The sequence below is a fragment of the Promicromonospora citrea genome (assembly GCF_013004695.1).
GTDB classification, from domain to species: domain Bacteria; phylum Actinomycetota; class Actinomycetes; order Actinomycetales; family Cellulomonadaceae; genus Promicromonospora; species Promicromonospora citrea.
In genome coordinates, this window is record NZ_JABEMG010000028.1 from 1 (window position 1) to 22,781 (window position 22,781).

Consider the following 22,781-nt stretch of genomic DNA (forward strand, 5'->3'; position numbering starts at 1 on the left):
GGCAGCCCGTTCGCCGGGGCCGCGTCACCCGGAGCCCTGCTCGCGTCCGGCGCCGACTCGTCCGCCGGCACGCCGGTCGCAGGCCGCCGGGTCGCAGGCGGCCGGGCCGCCGACGATCCCGCCTGCGGGTACCGGGTGCCCGGTCGGGAGCCCGGTTCGGCTCCGGCGTCCCACACCCGCGCGATGCCGAGGCCGCGCAGCGCGACGTCGGTGACGGTGACGCCGTCGGGCCCGATCCAGCACTCGGGCTGGAAGTGGTCGTCCGTCGCGGCGTCCCAGCGCCGCATGAACGGCGTGCCGCTCGCGGTGATGACGACGGAGCCGTACGCCGCGGGCAGCGGCTCGGCCGGGACGTGCACGAGCGTGTAGGTACCCACGAGGTCGGACGCGCTCACCGAGGCCACGCTGTACCAGTTGCCGTCGGTGTCGCGCTGCACCGCGTACCCGCTGGCGTCGAGCGCGACGGACAGGGGCGGCAGGTCGGCGTCCCGGAGATCCTGACTGGTCCGGTAGACGGTGCCCACCTGGGCTGCCTGGCTCATCGCGCGCTCTCCTCGTCGGGGTATGGGCTGTTATCACCCATCCAAGCGGAAACTCCGCGATTCGGCTGGACCACGACACCCCGGGCACGGAAACGTGCGGTCGAGGTGCGCGACGGCGCGGGTGCCGCACACACGCACCTGCATGGCCAGGAGGAGGCCCCGATCCGCCGACCCAGCGATCGTGCCCAGATCTGGCCGAGGATCTGGGCACGATCGCTGGGTCGGCGAGAGTCAGCGACCCCCGCCTGCGCGGTCAGCGCGCGTCGAGGAACTCCTCCAGCGCGCGCTCGTTCTCCGGCGTCTGCATGCCCTCGGCGAGCGCCGCCGTCAGCTTCTCCTCGATCTCCGGCGGCGACGGGTACACGCCGGACAGCGCGGCGGCCTCGGTCTTCAGGTCCTCGTACAGCCGGTCGCCCGCCGTCGTGGGGTCGACGGCGGCCTTGGCCGCGCGGATCTGCGCAGGCAGGCGCGAGCCGATCCGGTGGGCGACCTCGTCGACGAACCGGTCGAGGTCGGCGGCCGGCACGGCCCGCGTGATCCAGCCGTAGAGCTCGGCGGTGCGAGTGTCGTACAGGTCGGCGGTGAGGATCGCCTCCAGGACACGCGAGCGCCCGACGGCGCGGGCGAGGAGCTGCGTGCCGCCGCCGCCCGGGATGATGCCGAGGCGCCCCTCGATCTGGCCCATCCAGGTCTCGTCGGCCGCCGCGTACCGCAGGTCCGCGGCCTGGGCGAGCTCGCTGCCGCCGCCGCGCAGGTAGCCGCGGAGCTTGGCGATGGTGATCTGGGGCAGCACGCGGATGCTCGCGACGAGGTGCTGCAGCGGCAGCAGGCCCTCGAACCCCTCGTCGTCGGCGCTCAGCGCGAAGAACCCTTCCGGGTCCGCGCCGTAGCCGACGTCGACGTGCGCGGCGAAGAAGTCGGGCACGGAGCTCTCGAGCACGACGACCCGGACGGTGTCGTCGTGGGCGACCGTGCGGACGAACCGCTTGAGATCGGGGATGAGGGTGCTGTCGAGCAGGTTCAGCGGCGGGTGGTTCATCGTCACGGTGAGCACGCTCCCCGAGCGGGTCACGGTGAGTGCTTCGAAGGTGTCATCGGTCATGCCTCGACCGTAGAACCTACCGCTGACGTCAGAGACAAGTGTGGTGTGCGCCCCGCGCTCACGGTCGCGCGAGCACCAGGGCCACGTTCTGCCCGCCGAACCCGAAGGAGTTGCTGAGCACCGCGCGCTGCTCGCCGTCGCGGCGCCGGTCGGCCACGTCCAGCCCGACCTCCGGGTCCACGCCCGCCTCGGCGAGGTTGCGCGTCGGCGGCACCACGCCCTGCTCGACGGCGAGGACGGCGGTGATCGCCTCGAGGCGGCAGCCCCGAAGAGGTGGCCGAGGCTCGCCTTGGGTGCCGTGACCGTCACCCGCCCGAAGACCTCGGCGATGGCGCGCGCCTCTCCGACGTCGCCGACCGGCGTGCCCGTCGCGTGCACGTTCACGTGCGAGACGGCCGAGGCGGCGAGCCCGGCCTGGGCGAGGGCCTTGCGCATGGCGGCGACCTGGCCGGCGCCGTCGGGCGCGGGGGCGGTGACGTGGTACGCGTCCGAGGTGATCCCGGCGCCCGCGAGGACGGCGCGGACCCGGGCGCCGCGCGCGTGCGCGTGCTCGGCGCTCTCCAGCACCACGACACCGGCGCCCTCCCCGAGCACGAACCCGCTGCGGTCCGCCGCGAACGGCCGGGACGCCGACGCGGGGTCGCCCGCGTGGTGCGACAGCGCACGGGCCTGGGCGAACCCGGCGACCGTGATCGGCGTGATCGCAGCGTCCGTCCCGCCCGCGACGACGACGTCGGCCTCCCCCGCGCGGATCAGCCGCGCCCCGAGGGCGAGGGCTACCGCGCCCGACGAGCACGCCGAGACCGGCGTGTAGGCCCCGCCGCGGGCGCCGAGCTCGATGCTCACGACCGCCGCAGCGGCGTTCGGCATGAGCATGGGCACGGTGCGCGGGGACACCCGGCGGAGCCCGTCGGCCTCCAGCACGTCGTCCTGCTGCAGCAGGGTCTGCACCCCACCGATACCCGTGCCGACCGACACCACGAGCCGGTCGGGGTCGACGTCCGGCGCCCCGGCGTCGGCCCACGCCTCGTGCGCGGCGACGAGGGCGACCTGCTGCGCCCGGTCGAGCCGGCGGGCCTGGACGGGCGGGAGCGCTGCCGCCGGGTCGACAGCCAGGACGCCCGCCGTCACGGGCGGCAGGTCGGTGCCCGTGCCGCGCAGCACGTCGCCGCGGATCCCGGTCCGGCCGGCGAGCAGCGCCTCCCACGTGGAGGCGGCGTCGCCGCCCAGCGGTGTCGTGGCACCCACACCCGTGACGACCACCTCGGTCCGTGCCTGCGCCATGTCGATCACTCCGTTCTTGTATGCCATACAAACTCTCGGAGCATTTGTATCACATACAATTCCCACCATGGAGACCGGCACCGACACCCCGGCCGTCGCGACCGTCGGGCGGCGCACCGCGACGGGACGTGGCGACGCCACGCGGACCCGCATCCTCGAGGCGACCGCGCGGCTGTGCACGGAGCGGGCCGGCGGAGAGCTGAGCGTCGCGCAGATCGCGGAGGCCGCAGGCGTCTTCCCGAACCAGGTCACCTACCACTTCGGGTCCAAGGACTCGCTGCTCGTGCACGCGGCCTTCCTCGCCCTGCTGCACGACGCCGAGCGCCTCGAGAAGCTGGGCGCGCAGGCCCCGGACGCCGCGGCGTTCCGCCGCACGATCGCGCGCGTGGTGCTCGCCCTGCCGTCGCTGCCCGCCGTCGCGCGCGCTCTGGCCGCCGGGATCTCGCGACCCGATCTCGCACCGGTCGTCGACCGGCACCTGCAGCTCCTGTTCCGGCAGTCGGAGCGCTACGTCGCGCGCCTCACGGCCGGGCGCGGCTGGGCCGCGGACCGTCCGCTCCCCGTGGAGGTCCGCACCTTCTGGAGCACGGCGCTCGGCGCGGTGCTGCTCGCCCGGGCGGGTGTCGGCGGCACGCCGGCCGACCTCGACCTGGCCGGGACACTGACCTTGCGCGAGGGCTGATCAGCCGGCCGCGCGCACATCGGCCTCAGGTCAGCCGACCGAGCCACTCCTGGAACATGGCGTGCTCCGCCTCGGTGAACGGCACCGCGGCCCCGGACGAGGACAGCGCCGCACCGAGCGCTACCGCGTGCCTCCGGTCGGCGGCGGACAGCACGCCGTCCGCCGCCTCGCCCGCAGCCTCGGCCTCGGCCGCGGTCTCGGCAGCCGGCACCGTGACCGCGGCGAGGACCGCTTCGCGGCACGCGTGCGACAGGGACGGGTCACGCCGCTCCGGCGGCGTGGCCATCAGCGTGAGCGTCACACCGCGGCCTGCCGAGTGGATCATCTGCGCCGCCGTCTCGACGTCGCGCGTGAGCCGGCCGGCCTCGGCGACGCGTCGCACGAGTCCGCGCAGGATCTCCGCCCCCTCGTCGGCCGCCGGGTTCGCCTGGTCGGGCGCGTACCGACCGTAGATCTGGGCGTACACGTAGGGGTGGCCGAGCCCGAAGCCCACGTGCAGGTCCCACCCGGCGCGCAGGTCGTCCACCGGGTCCGCGTGCCGCTCCCGGGTGGTCTTCGCCTCGAGGTAGTCCGCGACGCACCGCGCCGCCGCACTCACCATGAGGCCGTCCATGTCGCCGTACAGGCGGTAGATCGTCATGGCCTGCACGCCGGCGGCGGCGCTCACGGCGCGCGTCGTCACCGCGCCAGGACCCTGCTCGTCCAGGAGACGCAGGGCGGCGGTCTCGATCGCGGCACGCTGCGCCTCGCGACGATGCTCGCGCCCCGGGGCCTCGACGGTCCCCCCGGCTGCCTGCTGCGTTCGATCCATGTGATCGATGCTATCACTCTGACGTGATCGCTATTGTGTTACCGTTGCACTCACCACTGCGTTATCGATGACAACAGGAGGATGTCATGACCGACAACGAGACCCGGGTCGCGATCGTCACCGGCGGCTCCCGCGGGATCGGGGCCGAGGTCGCCCAGCGGCTCGCCGCTGACGGCACGGCCGTCGCGCTCGCCTACGCAGGCAACAAGGCAGCTGCCGACCAGGTGGTCGCCACGATCAGGGAACGCGGCGGGTCCGCCTTCGCGATGCAGGCCGACATCGCCGACGAGGACCAGGTGAGCGCCCTCTTCGACGCCACCGCCGAGCGGTTCGGCGCGGTCGACGTCGTCGTGAACGCGGCCGGCGTCATGGAGCTGGCCCCGGTCGTCGACCTCGACCTCGCCGTCCTCGACCACATGCACCGCACGAACATCCGCGGCACGTTCGTGGTGAGCCGGATCGCCGCCCGGACCGTGCGGCCAGGCGGCGCGATCATCACGTTCTCCACCTCCGTGACGAAGCTCGCGCTGCCCGGCTACGCCGCGTACGCCGCCTCCAAGGGCGCCGTCGACGCGCTCACCCTCGTCCTCGCCAAGGAGCTGCGCGGCCGCGACGTCACCGTCAACGCGGTCGCGCCGGGCCCCACGGCGACCGCGCTCTTCCTCGACGGCAAGGACGAGGAGACGATCGAGCGGATGTCGCGGATGAACCCCCTGGAGCGGCTCGGCACGCCCGGCGACATCGCCGAAGTCGTGTCGTTCCTCGCCGGCCCGGGCCGGTGGGTCAACGGGCAGGTGGTGTACGCCAACGGTGGGATGGCCTGAGCCGGACCAGCTCTCGCGGCTCGGGTCAGTACTCGATGCGCCCCAGCCGGTTGTGGAACTCCCCCGTCGGCGGTCGGGACCGATCGTGGCGAGCGCGACCGTCGCGTCGGACCCCTCCGTCACGGTCCGGTGCCCTCGGCGACCGTGACGACGAGCACGCCGAGGAGTTCTCCGCCGACCTCGTCGCCGACCTCCGCGCCGCGAGGGGGCGCTACCCGACGGACCCTGCGCTCACGGAGCTGGTCGACCGGCGGCGCAGCGCGTCACCGGAGCTCGCCCGGCGATGGGCGCAGGCCCGGGTCGCCGCGCACCGCGCGAGCCGCAAGACCGCCACGACGACGTCGGCCGGGCCGATCACCGTGGACTGCGACGTGCTGAGCGTGCCGGGGAGCGATCTTCGGATCGTGGTCTGCACGGCAGTCCCCGGCTCCGAGGACGCCGCCCGGCTCGGCCAGCTCCGGACGACCGCGCTGCGGGCGCTCGCCTGACCGGCTGACCTTCCGAAAAGCACTCAGGCCCCGGGAATCCGAAGATTCCCGGGGCCTGATTTCGTAGCGGGGGCAGGATTTGAACCTGCGACCTCTGGAACTTGTTGTGCCCAAGTTGTCCCACTACGGAAAGGTCTGGAGTCGGCGGGATCTACCTTGGTTTTTCGGGGGATAACCCAACTGACAGGGACGATGCTAGCGCAACCTCAGGGAATGGGCCTGGGCGTGGCTGGATCCGTTTGGACTGAATCTGTTGCGTATTTGTTGCGGGGCTCGAATCACTGCGGACATCGCTTCTTGGGTGGTGGTCCGCAAACATCGACACCTCGGACGCATCTCGTGGCGGCAGTAGACGAACACGTCAGTACACCGCGGAGTATCCTGTTTGCTCACATCGATCCGGACAGACACGGGAGCACGCAGGCAGATGAGCACCACGACGCCAGAGCGGCCGCCTGCGGATGCTGACGGAACCGCAAAGCGTTCCGTCCGGGATCGGATCCTCGACGCTGCATCCGAGCTGTTCTACGCGCGCGGGATCCACGCGACCAGCGCGGACAAGATCATCGAGCTCTCCGGCGTCACGAAGGTGACGTTCTACCGGTACTTCCGGACCAAGGACGTCCTCGTGGTGGCCTACCTGGAACGCCAGGCAGCGTGGGAGCGCGGGGCACTCGACGGCCTTCGCCGGTCCTCCGGCGACGACGCCCAGGCGCTGCGGCGGTTCGCGGCGGCGATCGGCGCCGAGAGCTGCAAGCCGGGCTTTCGGGGGTGCGCGTTCATCAACGCGGCGGCCGAGTACCCCGATCCGGAAGGGCCAGTCCGAAAGGTGGTCGCGCAGCACCGCGGCTGGTACCGGGCGACGTTCGCCGGGATGCTCGGCCGGATCGGTGTGAACGACCCAGCGCGGGCCGCAGACGAGGTCATGATGCTGCGCGACGGCGCCATGGTGGCCGGCTCCCTCGACGAGCCGTCCCGCGTGGGTGGCGCCCTGGAACGGGCGATCTTCGCAGTCATCGACGCCAGCCGGGCAACGCGCACCGCCGGCTGAGCGTCTCACCCCCCCCGCGCAGCAACCGCCCGCGGCAAGGGACCGGAGTCTGACACCACGACCGTGGCGCCAGGCTCCGGCCTTTTGCGCGCCCATCGACCTCCCGCCGCAGAGCACCTTGTGCTGCTGTCACTTCGGACGTACGGTAGACGTACTAGTTCGTCTACCGACGGACGTTCGAACGAGAGGGACCCTCATGAGGCTCGGCAATCCGCTCCGACGGCCGCTGCGCACCACCATCGGCGCCGCCCTGGGCGTAGCGCTGACACTCGGCGTCGGCGCAGGACTGGCACAGGCCGACAGCCGGCACCCCGGCCGCAGCAAGACCGAGAAGCCCACCGTCGTACTCGTGCATGGCGCGTTCGCGGACGCCAGTGGCTGGGGCGGTGTGGTCGGCGAGCTGCAGCACGACGGCTATCCCGTGCTCGCCGTCGCCGACCCGCTGCGCGGCCTGGCATCCGACTCCGCATACGTCCGCAGCGTCGTCGACTCGGTCGACGGCGACGTGGTCCTGGTCGGCCACTCCTACGGCGGCGCGGTCATCACCAACGCCGCCACCGGCGCAGAGAACGTCGAAGCACTGGTGTACGTGGCGGCCTTCGCCCCGGACCTGGGCGAGACGATCAACAAGTTCAACGACCCCGCGCAGTACCCGGGCAGCGAGCTGACGCCGGACGCGCTGGTCTTCCGCCCCTACCCGGGCGGCGTCGACGTCACCATCGATCCTGCTCGGTTCCAGCGGATCTTTGCCGCGGACCTGCCCTCGCGGCAGACCCGCCTCATGGCCGCGACTCAGCGCCCGGCTGCCGCGGCGTCCCTGGACGAGCAGTCCGGCGAGCCCGCGTGGAAGACGATCCCCAGCTGGTACCAGATCTCGGCCCGGGACAAGGCCATCTCCCCGGTGGCACAGCGATTCCTCGCCGAGCGCATGGGCGCACACACCACCACGGTCGACGCCTCGCACGTCGGGTACATCTCGCACCCGGCCAGGACGGCGAACCTCATCGAGTCCGCGGCCCGCGCGACCAGCTGACCTGCCCACTTTCCCATGGCCGGCCGCGGACCAGCGGCCGGCCCCCCACAACGAAGGAGCATCACCATGGCTGACAGCATCTACACCGCAGTGGCAACCTCTACCGGTGACGGCCGCGCCGGAGGCCACGCGGCGACCGACGACGGCATCCTGGACCTGACCCTCGCCATCCCGACCGCCATGGGCGGGCCGGGCGGAGGGACCAACCCGGAGCAGCTCTTCGCCGCCGGCTGGGCGTCCTGCTTCCACAGCGCACTCAAGGGCGTCGCCGCCGCACAGAAGATCACCTTCACCGACTCCGCGGTGGTAGCCGAGGTAGGTATCCACGCGGAAGAGGGTGGCACGTACGGCCTGAGCGCCGCGCTGCACGCCGAGCTCGCCGGAGTGGACCAGGCCACCGCCGACCAGCTGATCGAGGCAGCACACAAGGTCTGCCCGTACTCGAACGCCACCCGCGGCAACATCCCGGTCACGATCGATGCGACGGTCGCCTGACCGCACGAGCCAGATCTTAAGCGACGAGGAGGGGCACCCGATGTGACCGGATGCCCCTCCTCGTCGTTCGCGCCGTGCCCGAGCGGGATAAGGGTCGGTGGAGCGCCACCCCTACCGGCGCAGGTCGGCCCGTACGTGCGCGATCTTGTGCTCGGCGGTCAGGGTGACGTCGAAGATTCCGCCGACGCGCCTCTCGGGGAAGTTGCCGGTGAACTCGACAGCGACGTGGAGATACCCGTCGCGTGGCTCGGTGCTGAGCAGTCGTGTCTGGGTGTCATAGCCGATGAAGTAGGACTGGAAGTACTCGTTGATCCCCGCATGCCCCTCGAATACCTCCCCGACCGAGGGATCGTCCAGTACGGCGTCATCGGTGAAGAACGCCAGGTAGGCGGCAGAGTCGTGCGTATTGGCCGCGGCAATCCACTCGGCGATCGTGGTGTCGGGCTCAGTTCCAGGCATGTCGTGCTCCCTCGTTGTCGTGGTCTTCACTGGAAGGCTGTGGAGGTCAGGCCGTCGATCGGCCGCCCCGCACGCCAACCCTGCGGCGGCGCGAGGCTGCGAGAAAGGGCGGGTGATCCAGGGAGGACTGCACCCCCTCTCGATCAGCTGCTGGCCATGACACAGGCCCCGAACCTGTGGCACCATAATTTTGTACCGCTCGTTAAGAAAACGAGGAAGCGGCATCCGAGCAGGAGGTGACCATGGCCGGACCGGGCAGACCGCGTGCCTTCGACACGGACGAGGCGCTGGACGCCGCGGTGGAGGTGTTCTGGCGTCGAGGCTTCGCGGGCGCCAGCCTGACGGAGCTGGCCGCGGCGATGGGCGTCAACAAGCCAAGCGTCTACGGGGCGTTCGGCGACAAGGCGCAGCTGTTTCAGGCAGCGTTGCGCCGGTACGTCGAACGCAACATGGCATACGTCGCCGACGCCCTGGAACGGCACACGGCGCGGGAGTGCGCCCAGGCGTTCCTCGTCGGCAACGCACTCGCCGTGACCATGCCCGGGCGACCGGCCGGCTGCCTGTCGGTACAAGCCGTCGCCACGCCGGACGACTCGGGCGAGTACGCCGTGCTCGCGGAGAACCGCGCCACGGTCCAGCGGATGTTCGCGGACCGGTTCCGGCGCGCGATCACCGACGGGGACCTGCCCGCCGGGGAAGACCCCGACGAGCTCGCCACCTTCCTGATCACACTCAGCAGCGGCTTCGCGATCCGCGCCGCCGACGGGACCCCGCGAGAGGTTCTGCTGGCCATGGCGGAGCGGGCCATGGCCGCCTTTCCCGCGCCAGCCACCGACTCCCGATCAGCCACCTCGAAGGAGAACACCCATGTCTGAGCCCGCACTGTCGCTCGCTGCCGCCCGTGAGCAGGCGCTCGCCGTCCGCTCTCTCTACGAGGTACTGGAGGAGCGGTTCAACGGCAAGACGTGGTCGTTGCACGAGCTGATGCTCGGCTTCTCCAACGACGTCGGCTACATCGGACGTCTCCTGCTCGCGAACGACGGCACCTGGGGCATCGAGGGTGACCCGCGCGCGGAGCTGGAGCACAAGCTCGCCGAGTCGATGTGGTGGACGTTCGTCCTGGCCGACAAGCTCGGCATCGACATCGACCAGGCTTACGCCCAGACCATGGACCGCATCCGCACCGGCCTGGAGTCCACCATCGCCCGCACCGACCCCGCCAGGCCGGAGCCGAGCTGATGCACGACCTGGCCCTGACCCCGCACCGATCCGCGAAGGAACACCCATGTTGAAGACACAGCCCACCGAGCACCTGCAGGCCGCCGACGACCCCGAGCACGTTCGCACCCCCGCGGTGACCTATGTCGCCGTCCTGGGCGATGGAGCGCCGGGGACCGACGAGTTCTATCGCAAGAAGACCTTGGTGACCGACATCGCCGGCGAGCTGAACCAGGCCACCGGCTCCGCGCCGGTCGAGGAGATCCAGTACTGGTACCCCGAGGGGTCCCGGTCCGTCGAGATCGCCGACTTCTACAGCGTCAACCCGGTCCCGTCCCTGCTCTACCGGGTCCTGTCCCAGGTCCCGGCCGGCACCACCCAGCGGGACGTCGATGCTGCTCGCACCCGCGCGGCCAGCACCGCGGACACGGCGTCCGACGACGTCACCGTCTTCACCATCGCCGAGCAGGACGTCGTCCAGGTCATGCACCACGGCCCGTTCGCCGAGGAGTTCGCCACGCTCGGACGACTCGGCGACTTCGCGCAGCAGCGCGGTCTCCACCGCAGCGGGCCGCACCACGAGGTCCATCTGGACGCCTTCACGCGCAGCACGCCGCAGGACACGTTGCGCACGATCCTGCGCGACCCGGTCGCATGAACGAGCACGGCTGTGAACCTGTGCGTGCGGTGGCACTCCGGGTCGCGAGACAGGGAGGACCGCACCCTGTCCGAGCCCGCCGAACGCGGTTAGCGTGAAAGGCATGGCGACACCACCCGGCCCCCTCGGCGAATTCCTCCGCGCCCAGCGCTCCCGCCTCACGCCCGCCGACGTCGGCCTGCCCGACGTCGGCGCGCGGCGGGTCGACGGGCTGCGGCGCGAGGAGGTCGCCGTGCTGGCCGGCGTCAGCGCCGACTACTACGCCCGTCTCGAGCAGGGCCGCGAACGCACCCCGTCGGCGCAGGTCGTGGACGCCCTCTGCACTGCCCTGCGACTCAGCCCGGACGCCCGTGAGCACACCTTCCGCCTCGCGAAGCTCGCACCCGCCACCCAGCCCGAGCCCGGACCGGTCAGCCCTGAGCTGCTCCAGCTCATGGACGCCTTCCCGCACGCCGCCGCATACGTCGTCGACCCCGGTTTCCAGATCCTCGCCGCCAACACCACGGCCAAGGCGCTTCTCGGCCCCTCGCAGCTGGCAGTCGGGGCGTTCGACTTCCTGTTCGTCGACCCCGCCGCGCGCACCTACTTCACCCACTGGGACCACGTCGCACGCGCTGCGGTCAGCGCCCTGCGCCTGGCCGCGGGCTTCGCCAACCCGCACCCGGCCGTCCCTCCGCTCGTGTCCCGCATGCTCGCCGGGTCGCCAGAGTTCGCAGCCTTCTGGGCAGACCAGACCGTGGCCGGCCTCAGCCTGACCGAGAAGGTCATCAACCACCCCGACGTCGGCCGGATCACCCTGACCTACCAGACGCTCGACGTCCGCGAAGCACCCGGACAGCAGCTCACCGTCGCGACCGCACCGGCAGGAAGCCCCAGCGCGGACGCCCTCGCCCTCCTCGGCACGCTCGAGGCCACCCGAACCACGCAGCCGTGAGGACGGGGCGGGGCACGCCAAGGAGCAATCCCGCCCGGGAATACCAGCAAGCTCGCCGATGCTGCACACCAAGTAATCGGAGACCCTCTCCGAATACTTGGAAAGGCTGCGGCATGACGTTCCTCGAAGAGTTCAACCCCAAGCACCTCACCCTGACGGTCGAGTCGCCCACGTTCTGGCGCGTGACCTTCAACAACCCACCGATCAACGTCATCGGGCTGGAGATGATGAGGGACCTCAAGGCGCTGCTCACCGAGCTGGAGAACAACAAGACGGTCAACGTCGTGGTGTTCGACAGCGCCGACCCCGACTTCTACATCGCCCACTACGACGTCACCGTCGACAACGAGCTCGCGGAGGCCCTGCCCAAGGCCACCGACTACACCGCCTGGGTCGACATCACCGTCCGCATGAGCAAGCTCGACGCCGTGACGGTCGCCGCCATCCGGGGCATCACCCGCGGCGCGGGCAGCGAGCTGGTGCTGGCCATGGACATGCGCTTCGCCAGCCTGGAGAAGACCAAGCTCGCCCAGGTCGAGATCGCGCTCAACGCCGTCACCGGCGGCGGCGCCAGCGGACGACTGCCCTCCCTGGTCGGCCGCGGGCGCACGATGGAGATCCTGCTCGGCGCCGAGGACTTCGACGGAGCCCTCGCGGAGAAGTACGGCTACGTCAACCGCGCGCTCCCGGACGCAGAACTGGACGAGTTCGTGTCCCGCTTCGCCCGGCGCGTGTCCGGGTGGGACCACCAGGCGATCGTGGAGGTCAAGGAGTTCATCAACAAGTACACGCGCCTGCCGGACGGGGAGTACCCGCTGCACTCCGACGCCTACTGGGCGGCAGTCTCCAACCCCGAGGTCGGCGCCACTGTCGAGCGGCTGCTCGAGAAGGGCATGCAGGAGCGAGGGCCTCTGGAGTACGACCTGGCCACGAAGATCGGCGCGATCGCGCAGCAGCGCTGACCGCAGGAGGGACGCACGGGCTGGCACCACCAGGTGCTTTCCCGTGCGCCCTCCGTGGTTCAGTCAGAGCGCGCGGTCAACCCGTCCAGGATCACCCGGAGCATGTCGCGCACCTGTTCGGGCGGCAGCGTCGCCTGCTCCGCGACCATCGCCACGCCGGTGACGAGCCGGGCCACAGTTCCTGAATCCACGGCGTGGTCGATCAGTCCGGCCTCGCGGGCACGCTCGAACACGAGAGTGTTGGCCACAAGGCTCGCGCGATGCGCATGACGCAGCGGGGAGGCCTCGTCGTCCATGCTCGCGGCCATGCTCGCGGCCAGTCCGCGGTATCCGCTCGCGATTCCGGCAAGGCGTCCGAGCCAGTCCACGAGATCGTCGCGAGTCCGCACAGGAGCTGACTGGGCGGCTTCCTCCACTCGTTTCACCCATGTCGCCAGCACCTCCGCGAGCAGGGCTTCTCGCGAGGGAAAGTGGCGGTAGAGCGTGCCAGGACCTACTCCGGCACGCTTGGCGATCTCGTTCAGCGACGCCATGGTGCCCTGCTGCTCGATGACGTCGGTCGCCACCGCCAGGATGCGGAGCCGGTTCTCACGCGCATCCGCGCGCAGCTCGCGCGGCTCGGTGCTCATTGCTCGTCCTACCTCTTCGGTTCCTCGGAACAGCCTACTGGCGCACCCCACCGAAGCCGCTGCTCCCACCGAGGTAGTCGGCGATCTCGTCGCCCGCCGCCCTCGCGCGACCGCGTCCAGCACGCCTGGCGCAGCCCCCGCGGCGCAGGCCACCGCCCGGCAACCGGGCGGACGAGGCCGATTCGACCTTCGCGCTGACGATGGTGGCCGTGGGGGCCCGGGCGGACAGCGCCCCGGTCACCTCACCCCTCGCGCCGTCAGCGCATCACCGAGCGCATCCGCGTGCTTGAGGGCGACGACCAGGTACGGGATCACGAAGAGTCGCAGGCTCCGTCCGCCGCCCCGGACCCGCTGCGCCTCGCGGACCTCGCGCTCGAGCCTCGCGAGCACCGGCAGGGTGCTCAGGGTCACGGCGATCGTGAGGGCGGCGCGTTGCGGGTCGAGCCGCAGCCACGCCAGCGGCCGCAACGCCCGCTCCAGCATGTCCAGCAGCTCACCGACCGGTGTGGTCAGCGGGAGCAGTCCGCTGACCACCACGGCCGCGCACACCCTCAGCGTGTTCGCCGTCCCGCCCTCCAGTCCGGTGAACACGAGCTGTCCGGCGAGCGTGATCACGAGGATCCACCGGATGGTGACGACCTGCGCCAGCAGACTGCGCATCCCCGCCCCCCGGACCGTGTAGCAGCCCGTGCAGACCGCCACGCTGACCACCGCACCCCACCAGCTCGACGGGAGCACGCTCACCCCGAGCACGACCAGCATGAGCACCGCGGTCTTGGGCCCCACCGGCAACCGGTGCCAGGGGCCGTCGCCCGGGCGGTACAGGGTCAGCATCCGAGCGCGGCCTCGTACCGGGCGACGATCGCAGCGGGGGCCCCGGCGGCGGCGATCGTCCCGTCCTGCACCAGGACCGCCGTCTCGCAGCGCTGGGCCAGGGCGAGGTCGTGGGTCACCAGGAGCAGCCGGTGCCGTCCGTCCGCGAAGAGGTGGTCCGCGACCCGGCGGGCGTTGCGTGCGTCCAGGTAGGCGGTCGGCTCGTCGGCGATCACCAGGTCGGGTCGCCGCACAAAGGCTCCGCATAGCGCGAGCAGCTGCTTCTGCCCGCCGGACAGGTCGTGGGAGGCCCGGTCGGCGACGTCGGTCAGACCGAACTCGCGGAGGGCCTCGGCGACCCGTCGGGCCTTCTGGTCCCGCGGGAGCTTGTCCGCACGCAGCGAGAACGCGACGTCCTCCGCCACTGTCGGCATGACGATCTGGGTGTCCGGGTTGCTGAACACGAGGGCGACGCGACGGCGGAGCCGGGCCGCGTCCCGCGCCGGGTCGAGGCCCAGGACGCGGACGGTGCCGCTCGCGGCGTGGATGAGCCCGCCGGCCAGCCGCGCGAGCGTGGACTTGCCCGAACCGTTCTCCCCGACGACAGCGATGGTGCGCTCGTCCAACGAGCACGTGACGTCGCGCAGGACGTCGCCGTCTCCCAGCCGCACGTTGACGGAGTCCAGCTCGAGGTAGCTCACCGCAGCACCTCGACCACTGCCGCGACACCCATCCCGCCGCCGACCGAGGCCGCGACCATCCCGAGGGTTCCGGCGGGCGCCCCGGAGCGGACCAGGCGGCTGAACAGCCGCACCAGGCTGACCGCGCCGCTGGCACCCCACGGATGGCCCAGGGCGAGGGCCCCGCCGTCGACGCAGACCCGTGGGTCGTCATCGTCGACGCCGATGCGGCCGAGCACCGCCAGCGACTGCGCCGCGAACGCCTCGACGATCTCGACGGCCGCGACGTCACCGATAGTGACCTCCGCGGCCGCGAGCGCCGCGAGCACGGCCGGTGCCGCGCCGATCCCGGGCAGGGCCGGGTCGCAGCCGACGGTGGCGTGCCCAAGGACCACGAGGCCCGGGGCCCCCGCGCGCAGCCTATGCGGCACGACGGAGACCGTCGCGGCGCCGTCGCTGATCCGGGTCGAGGTCCCCGCGGTGACGGTGCCGCCCGGGATCAGGGGGTTCAGGCGGGCCAGCAGGGACTCGGTCACACCGGTCGAGTCGTCGGAGCGCACGTCCCCGAGTGGGACGAGCTCGGCGTCGAACCGTCCGGCGTCGCGGGCGGCGCGCGCCCGCCCGTGGCTGCGCGCCGCGTACGCGTCCTGCCGTTCCCGGGTGATCGCGTCGGCCTGGGCGAGGTCCTCGGCCGCGCGGACCATGTCCGGGTCGGGCCAGCCGGACGGCGCGAACGGCGCCCGGTCGTAGGGCACGCCGTCGACGGACCTGGTCGGGGCCGTGGACGCGCTCTCGACGCCGCCCGCGATGCGCGGGCGGTCGTCCCCGGCTCGGATCGCGGAGACCGCGTCGAGGACGGCGGCGAGGCCGCTGCCGCACTGTCGGTCCACGGTCACGCCCGGCACGCCGACGCCGAGCCCGGCGGCGAGCGCGGAGACACGGCCGAGGTTGCCTCCGGGGCCCATGCAGTTGCCGAGCACGACGTCGGCGACCGTCAGCGTCGACCCGGTGGCCGCCTCCGCGTCGGCGAGGGTGGCCCGGATGACAGGCGCGGCCAGCTGTTCGGGTCTGAGCTCGGCGAGGGCACGGCTGCGGGTGCCGATCGGCGTGCGGCGTGCGGCGACGATGACGGGCTCGTCAGGCAAGTCGTACCACCTCGCCAGTGGCGACCAGGCGCCGGACCTCCGCTCGTGCGGGCTTTCCGGATGCGGTGCGGGGCAGCTGGCCGGTGAACCACACGCGGGGCCGGTGTGCGGGGGTGAACCGGGTCGCGGCCATCGAGCGCAGGCTGCCCGCCGTGGGCGGCGGGGTGTGGGCGTCCACCTCGACCATGGCGGCGACCAGGGCCCCGACGCGGCGTCTGGGAATCCCGAAGACGACGGCGTCGGCGACTCCCGGGAGCGTCCGGAGGCCCGCCTCGACCTCGTCGGGGACGACAGTGGCCGAGGCGGTGAGGATGGCCTCGTCCCCGCGGCCGCGCAGGGTCAGCACCCCGCCGTCGACGGTCGCGAGGTCACCGACCGTCGCCCATCCCCCGCCGGTACGCAACGGGCCGGACCGACCGAGGTAGCCGAGGGCGGTGTACGGCGAGCGAACCCACAGCTCGCCGTCCCGCACGGCGGTCTCCACCCCGGGAAAGGCCCGCAGGCCGCTCCCCTCGTCGAGCGCGACGAACGACAGCTCCGCCGCCCCGTAGTAGGAGACGACGCGGATACCAAGAGACTCCGCGTCCGCGCGCAGCCCCGCGTCGAGGCGCGAGCCACCGACGAGGGCGGTCCGCAGCCGCGGAAGGGCTCGGGCCTCGAGCATCGTCCGCAGCGCCTGTGGTGTGCCGTGGAAGAGGGTTGCTTCGGTGGCTTCCCGGCCGCCGGGAAAGACGGGCCGCGGTCCCCCGCTGAGCGCGTGGGCGAGGGAGAACAGCGTCAGCGAGGACGACGGCGGGGCCGGCAGCATGATCAGCTCGTCCACGGCCGTCCCGTCGGTCAGCAGCTTCGAGACCACGGCGAAGGACCGTTCCCACGACGCGTCGGTGCGCAGCACGATCCGCGGTGCCCCGCTCGTCCCTGAGGTCAGGGCCGCCCAGGCCGCGCCGTCCGGGACCGGACCGGCGTCGGCGAGGTCGCGTACCGCGGACCACTGCGCCGCAGGCCAGCGGTCGTCGCCGACGAGCGGGACGTCCCTGCGGCCACGCACGGCTTGGATGCGGTCGACGAGCTCGTCGGGCGAACCCCGCAGCACCACGATGCGCGGGGTCATCGCGTCGTCTCCGTAGCCGGACTGTCCCGCCATCGGGACGGGAGCCACGTGCGCCGGAACGCACGGGGGTAGGCGCGCAGGAGGGACGCGACGGTGAGGGTGGAGAGCGTCGCCTTCACAAGGTCTCCGGGGAGGAACACGAGGCTGGTGAGGGCCGTCTCCTCCAGGGAAAGGCGCGTGATCAGGCTCTGCACGGGGATGCCGAACGAGTAGACGACGATGATCCCGCCGACGACCGTGCCGATCGCCGTTCTCCAGATGCTCGGCTTCCGGGCCGAGGAGTGCACGATCAGGCCCGTCACGAACGCCCCGGCGACCCACCCGGCCAGGTATCCGGCGGAGGGCGCGACGAACGCGCTGATTCCGCCGCGCCCTCCGGCGAGCAGCGGCAGCCCGACGGCGACGAGCGCGAGCAGCACGACGACGGCCAGTGCGCTCAACCGAGGTCCGAGGACCGCTCCGGCGAGCATGACGCCCAGCGTCTGCGCGGTGATCGGTACCGCGCCGAGAACGCTGAAGCTACCCGGTAGACCGAGCGCCGCGATCAGCGCGACGAAGACAGCCACGCGCGCCATGTCCGTCGCGTCGAATGCTCGACGCCGCACACCGTGTTCGAGGAACACCTGCTCACCTCCGACCTGAACACCGTTCACCTGAACGCTGTTCAGGTTACTATAGTGGCAGCATGCCAGCTTCGGGGACCTCGCTACGACGAAGTCGCGACGACGTTGCCGACATGGCCCTGCACCTCCTGGACGAGCAGGGCCTGCCCTATCTGACGATGCGGCACCTGGCGACCGCCCTCGGCCTCCAGCCGAGCGCCTTGTACTGGCACTTCCCGAACAAGCAGGCCCTTCTGGCAGCGGTCAGCGAGCGGATCCTCGCGCCGATGGGGGAGGTATCGATCGGCAACATGTCCATGCACGAGGCGGTGCTCACGCTGGGCGCGCGGATGCGTGAGTGCCTGCTCGCCCACCGGGACGCGTCCGAGCTGGTGTCGAGCTCGCTCGCCCTCGGGCTGGTCGGCTCACCCGTGCGGACCAAGCTCCTGGATGTCTCTCGCCTGCACGGCGTGCCCAACGCTCTGGCCGAGGTGGCAGCGGAGGCGGTCATGCACTTCGTCATGGGCTTCACGTTCCACGAGCAGCAACGCCTGGCCGCGAGCCAGCTCGGGCTGCTGGAGGTCCCACCCGCCTCGACGGTGGAGGATACGGGGGCCGACTCCCTCGATGACGACACCTTCGCCGAGGCTCTGGCGATGATCGCGCACGGCACCGAGGTCTCGATCGCCCAGTATCGGAGCCGGCAGCAACAGGGCTCCTCGCCCTTCTGATCCACTGCCCAACGGCGTGTCGGCACCGAACTGCTCCGTCGTCGTACCGATGTCCGCTGCGTCACACAACCGGTCCAGCTTTCCGGACCACACCTGTCCGGGTAGGTCCATAGCGTGCGGATGGACCGGGAGGGGCCCGGTCCTGAGAGGGGAATCGGCAACTATGAGCGGACGACGACTGCTGATCTACGGTGCAACCGGGTACACCGGTCGCCTGGTCGCGGAGCGGGCGGTGGAGGTCGGCCTGGACGTGACCGTGGCCGGACGGGACGCCGGAAAGGTCGGCGACCTGGCGGGCTCCCTGGGCGTCGCGTCCCGCGTGTTCGACGTCGATGACATCGACGGGGTGCGCAGCGCGCTGCGGGACGTCGACTGTGTGCTCAACGTCGCTGGCCCGTTCCGGCACACGGCCCGGCAGCTGATGGACGCGGCCGTCGAGGCCGGTGTGCACTATCTCGACACGACAGCGGAGTTCGAGATCTTCGCGCTGGCGGAGTCGAAGGACGCTGCGGCGTCTCGTGCCGGGGTCATGGTCATGTCCGGGACAGGGTGGGACGTGGTGCCGAGCGACAGCCTCGCCCTGCACACCGCCCGCCGGGTGGCCGATGCCGAGAAGCTCACGATCGCGCTGCGCGTGACCGGCGGCTTTTCCCGCGGCTCGTTGGCCAGCTCTGCGGGTATCGAGGACCTGGGCACCCTGGTGCGCCGGTCCGGAGAGCTGACTCGGCTCGACCAAGCCGGAACGCGGTCGTTCGACTTCGGCAACGGCCCGGAGGACTGCATACCCGCCCCGATGGGCGACCTGATCACCGGACTGAAGTCGACCGGCATCGGGAACATCGAGGTGTTCCTGGGTACGGACGCGGGCTTCCCTGACGTCGACCCCGCTGACGCGGGCCCCACCGCGCAGGAACGCGCCCAGGGGCGCTACCTGGCCATCGCCGAGGTGACCGGCCGTGACGGTGCGGTGGCACGATCGCTGATCGACACCCCCACCGGTTACACGTTCACCCAGCTGAGCTCGGTGGAGATCGCACGCCGGGTACTCGACGGGCAGTTCACCGCCGGGTTCCAGAGCCCCGCCTCGGCCTACGGCCCTGAGCTGGCCACCAGCATCGCGGACACCATCATCGTCGACCTCTGACAGCAGCGCGGACGGCGGCGCTACGGCCGGGGCGACGAGCCTGTCGCCCCGGCCGAGCCGTTGCTCTCGACGAGCGCTATGGCCCGTCGTCGCACCGCCTCCCGCACCGAGTCCGGGGACAGGACCGTCAGCGGAACTCCCAGGCGCATCAGGTACTCCCCGAGGGACTCCGCGTCCGTGCCGCCGATCCGCACGATCGTGGCGTGCGGCCCGTCCGGCTCATGAGTACCGGCGGTGGGCGGCACGGCGCGCATCGCGTCGTCGAGAGAGAGCGGCAGGCGCACGACGGCGTAGAGCGGGTAGTCGCTGACGAGCATCTCGGCGACGAGCCGTGCGGCGTCGGGCGGGTCCGGCACGTGCACCAGCCGGCCGGTGGGGTGGACGTCGATGACCCGGTCGGCGCGGAAGGTCCGCCAGGCTCCCTTGGCGACGTCCAGCGCCACGAGGTACCAGCGGTTCCCGGTGAAGACCAGGCGATACGGATCGACGTCACGCACCGTGTCGGTCCCCTGCATGCTCCGGTAGGACAGCGTGATCCGTTCGCCGCGCCGGCAGACCTGCGCCAACCCCGCAAGCATCCCGGGCGAGAGCGGCTGCCCGCAGACCCTTGTGGTGTGCTCGAAGACGCCGTCCATCGCACCGAGCCGGGACGCCACCCGCGCCGGTAGGAGCTGGCGGAGCTTCAGCAGCGCCGACAGTACCGCCTGGTCGTCACCGAGCACCCTGGTCTGCGCGGCCTCGCGCAGCGCGACACTGACGGCCAGCGCCTCCTCGTCGTCGAGCACGAGGGGCAGGTGGCTGCGACTTTCCCTGAGCCGGTAACCACCCCAGTGGCCGGGATCCGACTCGACGTCGTAACCGAGGTCGCGCAGCCGGGCGACATCACGTCGCACCGTCCGCTCCGTGACGTCCATACGCTGCGCGAGCTCGCCGGCCGTCCAGCTCGTCCGCGACCACAGCAGGGACAGCAGCTGCAGCAGCCGCGAGGAGGTGCTGATCACAGTCAGTAGCCGAAGTGTTCCTTGATCGCGGTCAGGACTGCCTCAGGTGCCTCGTGCAACATCCAGTGGCCGGTGTCCAACGCCGCACCCGTGGCCTGCGGCGCGGCGTCCCGGACGGCCTGCAGAAAGCTATCGAGCAGCGGCGCCTGAGCCAGGACGTGCACCGGGATCGCTAGCGGCAGCGCCATGGCCAGCCGGTTGTCGACCTCGTCCTGCGGCCACGCCTGGTAGTACCGGGACCCGTTGTGCAGCGCAGCAGGCCGGGCATACGCCCGCACGTACTCTTCGAGGACCCCGGGCGTCATCGGCAGCTCACCGCCACCCGCCTGGACCCGGTAGAAGTAGTCGAGGTAGAGGCGCTCGCGCCCGGCGACGAGGTCCTCGAACAGGGGCTCCTGCTCGTGGAACGCGAAGTGGAAGGACAGCGGGCGCACCTGGTCGTACCGCAGCGACCCACCAACGATCGGGAAGTCCATCATCAGCCAGCCCGTGAACTGGTCGCGCCACTGGGTGACCAGGGCGAACGCGATACCGCTCCCGGCGTCGTGCGATACGAGCTGGACGCCGCTGGTGAAGCCCAGCAGGTCCAGGAGCCGGTGGACGTAGCCGGCGAGGGTGACCTTGTCGTGCGACGGGAGGGAACCGGTGCTGTCGCCGAGGCCGGGGAGGTCGATCGCGATCACGGTGTGGCCCGGTAGGAGGTCGGTCATGATCGGCAGCCAGCCGTACCAGGTCTCGGTGAAACCGTGCAGCAGCACGATCGGGGTAGGCCCGTCGCCCCCGACGACATAGTGCATCTGCAGGTCGTCGATGGTGGTGAAGCCGTGCCGGAACGTGTCCTGGAAGGCTGGGTCGTCGCGGGTCGCGGTGTCGTAGCCGGTGCTCAGCGGGGCTTCGGTGGTGAGGTCGGAGAGAGTCATGACCGGGTCCTTTCACGGGGGACGGTGATGTTGAGGGAGACGAGCACGGTGGCGACCATGAGGCCGGCGCACACCAGGAGGGCCACGGACAGGCCGTCCATGAGCGAGCCGCTGGCGACCGTCACGCTGGCGGCGACGGTGTTCAGTACGGCGATGACCACCGCACCGCTGACCTGCTGGGCAGCGTTCACCGTTCCGCCCGCTGCCCCGGAGTGCTCGTCCGGCACGCCGGTCAGCGCTGTGGCGCTCAGCGCGGGCCAGGACAAGCCGACTGCGGCGCCGACCAGTGCCATCGCGGGCAACAGGACGGCGAGCCCGGTGGCGCTGCTCGACGAGGAGAGCATCAGGAACCCGGCTACCCCGGACGCCGCGCCGGTCGCGATCACGACGCGTGGCCCGAACCTGAGCATGAGTCGCCCACCTACCGTGGCGAAGACAAGAACGGCGAGGGTCGTGGGCAGAAAGGCCAGCCCGGACTCGAGCGCGTTGTATCCGCGCACCTGCTGCAGGTAGTAGATGATCAGCACGTTGCTGGCAAAGATGGCGCCGGCCAGGAGCGCGGTCGCTCCGAACGCGCTGCCGCGGACGCGGTCGGTGAGCACGGACAGCGGGAGCAGCGGGGCCTTGGTCCGGTGCTCGATGCCGACGAAGGCCACCAGCAGGAGCAGCCCTCCCACGATCGGCGCCAAGGCCTGGATCGACGCCCAGCCGTACGCCTCTGCGAGGGTGGCGCCGTACACGATCGCCGCGACGCCGAGGGTCGACGTCACCGTCCCGGGCAGGTCGAGCCGGCCGCGGACTGCGGCCTTCGACTCCCGGACCACGAGCAGCGCTGCGACGGCGATGGCGATCGCCAGAGGAGCGTTGACCAGCAGGGTCCAGCGCCAGGAGGTGTACTCGGTCAGGACGCCGCCCAGGATCAGTCCGAGCGACGCGCCCAGTCCACCTACACCGCCCCACACCGCGAACGCCTTGGCTCGCTGGGCCGGCTCGGTGAAGTTCGTGGTGATCAGCGAGAGGACCACCGGTGCGAGGACGGCACCGAACGCGCCCTGCAGTGCACGCGCGGCATAGAGCAGGCCCGCGCTACCGGCGATGCCGCCGAGCAGAGACGCTATGCCGAACCCGACCAGCGACCACACCAGCGCGCGCTTGCGCCCCAGATAGTCACCGACCCGGCCGCCGAGCAGCAGCAGGCCGCCGAACGTGATGGCGTAGGCGGTCACGACCCAGTGCCGGTCGGCGTCAGAGATTCCGAGGTCCGCCTGCGCCGACGGCAGCGCGACCGTGACGATGGTCGTGTCGAGCTGGATGGTGAGCTGGGTGATCGCGAGGACGGCGAGCAAGAGGCCCGGTCGTACCGGGAGCTTGGCACCCCGGGGCGCCCGGCCCAAGGACGTGCCACGGGGTCGGCCGGCCGTCGGACCGGCGGAGGCGGAAGTGGTTGACATGGCTCCAGCCT

26 protein-coding genes are annotated in these 22,781 nt (G+C 71.4%); 13 read left to right on the plus strand and 13 right to left on the minus strand.

The window, feature by feature from the left end; genetic code table 11:
* A partial coding sequence (locus tag HLB15_RS07880; protein WP_212759633.1) for a hypothetical protein occupies positions 1 to 542 on the minus strand: 542 nt, incomplete at its 3' end.
* Between the two features lie 253 nt (positions 543 to 795).
* A complete protein-coding gene (locus HLB15_RS24755; protein ID WP_308424912.1) occupies positions 796 to 2,955 on the minus strand; it encodes a beta-ketoacyl synthase N-terminal-like domain-containing protein in 2,160 nt (719 codons plus the stop codon).
* A 40-nt stretch (positions 2,956 to 2,995) separates the two neighbouring features.
* Here HLB15_RS24755 and HLB15_RS07895 point away from each other — a divergent pair, with 40 nt between their 5' ends.
* Positions 2,996 to 3,610 carry a TetR/AcrR family transcriptional regulator gene (locus HLB15_RS07895; protein ID WP_171104758.1) on the plus strand — a complete coding sequence of 205 codons (615 nt, stop codon included), beginning with the start codon at positions 2,996 to 2,998 and terminating at the stop codon, positions 3,608 to 3,610.
* Positions 3,611 to 3,635: 25 nt separating this feature from the next.
* Here HLB15_RS07895 and HLB15_RS07900 read toward each other — a convergent pair whose 3' ends face one another.
* Positions 3,636 to 4,421 carry a TetR/AcrR family transcriptional regulator gene (locus tag HLB15_RS07900; RefSeq protein WP_171104759.1) on the minus strand — a complete coding sequence of 262 codons (786 nt, stop codon included), beginning with the start codon at positions 4,419 to 4,421 and terminating at the stop codon, positions 3,636 to 3,638.
* A gap of 86 nt (positions 4,422 to 4,507) precedes the next feature.
* Here HLB15_RS07900 and HLB15_RS07905 point away from each other — a divergent pair, with 86 nt between their 5' ends.
* The 5 genes from HLB15_RS07905 (at position 4,508) to HLB15_RS07925 (ending at position 8,312) form a co-directional block, all read left to right on the plus strand.
* Complete coding sequence (locus HLB15_RS07905) at positions 4,508 to 5,245, plus strand: SDR family oxidoreductase (RefSeq protein ID WP_171104760.1); 738 nt, start codon at positions 4,508 to 4,510, stop codon at positions 5,243 to 5,245.
* 35 nt (positions 5,246 to 5,280) lie between these two features.
* On the plus strand, positions 5,281 to 5,733 hold the full coding sequence (locus tag HLB15_RS07910) for an MmyB family transcriptional regulator (protein WP_171104761.1): 453 nt from the start codon (positions 5,281 to 5,283) through the stop codon (positions 5,731 to 5,733).
* 427 nt (positions 5,734 to 6,160) lie between these two features.
* Positions 6,161 to 6,784, plus strand: coding sequence for a TetR/AcrR family transcriptional regulator (locus HLB15_RS07915; protein WP_171104762.1), 624 nt, complete (start codon positions 6,161 to 6,163; stop codon positions 6,782 to 6,784).
* A 196-nt stretch (positions 6,785 to 6,980) separates the two neighbouring features.
* Positions 6,981 to 7,817, plus strand: coding sequence for an alpha/beta hydrolase (locus tag HLB15_RS07920; protein WP_171104763.1), 837 nt, complete (start codon positions 6,981 to 6,983; stop codon positions 7,815 to 7,817).
* 66 nt (positions 7,818 to 7,883) lie between these two features.
* Positions 7,884 to 8,312, plus strand: coding sequence for an organic hydroperoxide resistance protein (locus HLB15_RS07925; protein WP_171104764.1), 429 nt, complete (start codon positions 7,884 to 7,886; stop codon positions 8,310 to 8,312).
* A gap of 111 nt (positions 8,313 to 8,423) precedes the next feature.
* Here the strand turns inward: HLB15_RS07925 and HLB15_RS07930 are convergent, their stop codons facing one another.
* Complete coding sequence (locus HLB15_RS07930) at positions 8,424 to 8,771, minus strand: nuclear transport factor 2 family protein (protein ID WP_171104765.1); 348 nt, start codon at positions 8,769 to 8,771, stop codon at positions 8,424 to 8,426.
* A gap of 242 nt (positions 8,772 to 9,013) precedes the next feature.
* Between HLB15_RS07930 and HLB15_RS07935 the strand changes: the two genes are divergently transcribed.
* From HLB15_RS07935 to HLB15_RS07955, 5 genes are all read left to right on the plus strand, one after another.
* A complete protein-coding gene (locus HLB15_RS07935) occupies positions 9,014 to 9,646 on the plus strand; it encodes a TetR/AcrR family transcriptional regulator (RefSeq protein WP_171104766.1) in 633 nt (210 codons plus the stop codon).
* The gene (locus tag HLB15_RS07940; RefSeq protein ID WP_171104767.1) at positions 9,639 to 10,010 is read left to right on the plus strand and encodes a nucleoside triphosphate pyrophosphohydrolase family protein; all 372 of its coding nucleotides are present in this window, start codon (positions 9,639 to 9,641) and stop codon (positions 10,008 to 10,010) included. The genes HLB15_RS07935 and HLB15_RS07940 overlap by 8 nt, the downstream gene beginning before the upstream one ends.
* Positions 10,011 to 10,056: 46 nt before the next feature.
* Positions 10,057 to 10,647: a GyrI-like domain-containing protein gene (locus tag HLB15_RS07945; protein ID WP_171104768.1), complete on the plus strand. Its 591-nt coding sequence runs from the start codon at positions 10,057 to 10,059 to the stop codon at positions 10,645 to 10,647.
* Positions 10,648 to 10,750: 103 nt separating this feature from the next.
* Positions 10,751 to 11,581, plus strand: coding sequence for a helix-turn-helix transcriptional regulator (locus tag HLB15_RS07950; protein ID WP_171104769.1), 831 nt, complete (start codon positions 10,751 to 10,753; stop codon positions 11,579 to 11,581).
* Between the two features lie 113 nt (positions 11,582 to 11,694).
* Positions 11,695 to 12,543 carry an enoyl-CoA hydratase/isomerase family protein gene (locus HLB15_RS07955; protein WP_171104770.1) on the plus strand — a complete coding sequence of 283 codons (849 nt, stop codon included), beginning with the start codon at positions 11,695 to 11,697 and terminating at the stop codon, positions 12,541 to 12,543.
* A gap of 59 nt (positions 12,544 to 12,602) precedes the next feature.
* Here the strand turns inward: HLB15_RS07955 and HLB15_RS07960 are convergent, their stop codons facing one another.
* The 6 genes from HLB15_RS07960 to HLB15_RS07985 form a co-directional block, all read right to left on the minus strand.
* Positions 12,603 to 13,172, minus strand: coding sequence for a TetR/AcrR family transcriptional regulator (locus HLB15_RS07960; RefSeq protein WP_171104771.1), 570 nt, complete (start codon positions 13,170 to 13,172; stop codon positions 12,603 to 12,605).
* Positions 13,173 to 13,409: 237 nt separating this feature from the next.
* Positions 13,410 to 14,006, minus strand: coding sequence for an energy-coupling factor transporter transmembrane component T family protein (locus HLB15_RS07965; protein ID WP_171104772.1), 597 nt, complete (start codon positions 14,004 to 14,006; stop codon positions 13,410 to 13,412).
* Entirely contained in the window at positions 14,000 to 14,686 is a 687-nt protein-coding gene (locus tag HLB15_RS07970; RefSeq protein ID WP_171104773.1) for an energy-coupling factor ABC transporter ATP-binding protein, read from the minus strand. The genes HLB15_RS07965 and HLB15_RS07970 overlap by 7 nt, the downstream gene beginning before the upstream one ends.
* Complete coding sequence (locus HLB15_RS07975) at positions 14,683 to 15,810, minus strand: thiolase family protein (RefSeq protein WP_171104774.1); 1,128 nt, start codon at positions 15,808 to 15,810, stop codon at positions 14,683 to 14,685. Before HLB15_RS07975 ends, HLB15_RS07970 begins: the two co-directional genes overlap by 4 nt.
* Positions 15,803 to 16,921 carry an AMP-binding protein gene (locus HLB15_RS07980; protein WP_171104775.1) on the minus strand — a complete coding sequence of 373 codons (1,119 nt, stop codon included), beginning with the start codon at positions 16,919 to 16,921 and terminating at the stop codon, positions 15,803 to 15,805. Before HLB15_RS07980 ends, HLB15_RS07975 begins: the two co-directional genes overlap by 8 nt.
* Positions 16,918 to 17,544 (minus strand): biotin transporter BioY, encoded by a 627-nt coding sequence (locus HLB15_RS07985; protein ID WP_505909233.1) that lies wholly within the window; start codon positions 17,542 to 17,544, stop codon positions 16,918 to 16,920. Before HLB15_RS07985 ends, HLB15_RS07980 begins: the two co-directional genes overlap by 4 nt.
* Positions 17,545 to 17,657: 113 nt before the next feature.
* Here HLB15_RS07985 and HLB15_RS07990 point away from each other — a divergent pair, with 113 nt between their 5' ends.
* Both HLB15_RS07990 and HLB15_RS07995 read left to right on the plus strand, forming a co-directional pair.
* Positions 17,658 to 18,254 carry a TetR/AcrR family transcriptional regulator gene (locus HLB15_RS07990; protein ID WP_229784952.1) on the plus strand — a complete coding sequence of 199 codons (597 nt, stop codon included), beginning with the start codon at positions 17,658 to 17,660 and terminating at the stop codon, positions 18,252 to 18,254.
* A gap of 163 nt (positions 18,255 to 18,417) precedes the next feature.
* Positions 18,418 to 19,398: a saccharopine dehydrogenase family protein gene (locus tag HLB15_RS07995; protein ID WP_171104795.1), complete on the plus strand. Its 981-nt coding sequence runs from the start codon at positions 18,418 to 18,420 to the stop codon at positions 19,396 to 19,398.
* A gap of 20 nt (positions 19,399 to 19,418) precedes the next feature.
* On the opposite strand, the gene HLB15_RS08000 is transcribed toward HLB15_RS07995, so the two are convergent.
* From HLB15_RS08000 to HLB15_RS08010, 3 genes are read right to left on the minus strand one after another with little or no spacing between them, the layout of a single operon-like run.
* Positions 19,419 to 20,399, minus strand: coding sequence for a helix-turn-helix transcriptional regulator (locus tag HLB15_RS08000; RefSeq protein ID WP_171104778.1), 981 nt, complete (start codon positions 20,397 to 20,399; stop codon positions 19,419 to 19,421).
* Between the two features lie 2 nt (positions 20,400 to 20,401).
* The gene (locus tag HLB15_RS08005) at positions 20,402 to 21,319 is read right to left on the minus strand and encodes an alpha/beta fold hydrolase (RefSeq protein ID WP_171104779.1); all 918 of its coding nucleotides are present in this window, start codon (positions 21,317 to 21,319) and stop codon (positions 20,402 to 20,404) included.
* Positions 21,316 to 22,665: an MFS transporter gene (locus HLB15_RS08010; protein ID WP_171104780.1), complete on the minus strand. Its 1,350-nt coding sequence runs from the start codon at positions 22,663 to 22,665 to the stop codon at positions 21,316 to 21,318. Before HLB15_RS08010 ends, HLB15_RS08005 begins: the two co-directional genes overlap by 4 nt.
* Between the last annotated feature and the right edge of the window lie 116 nt (positions 22,666 to 22,781).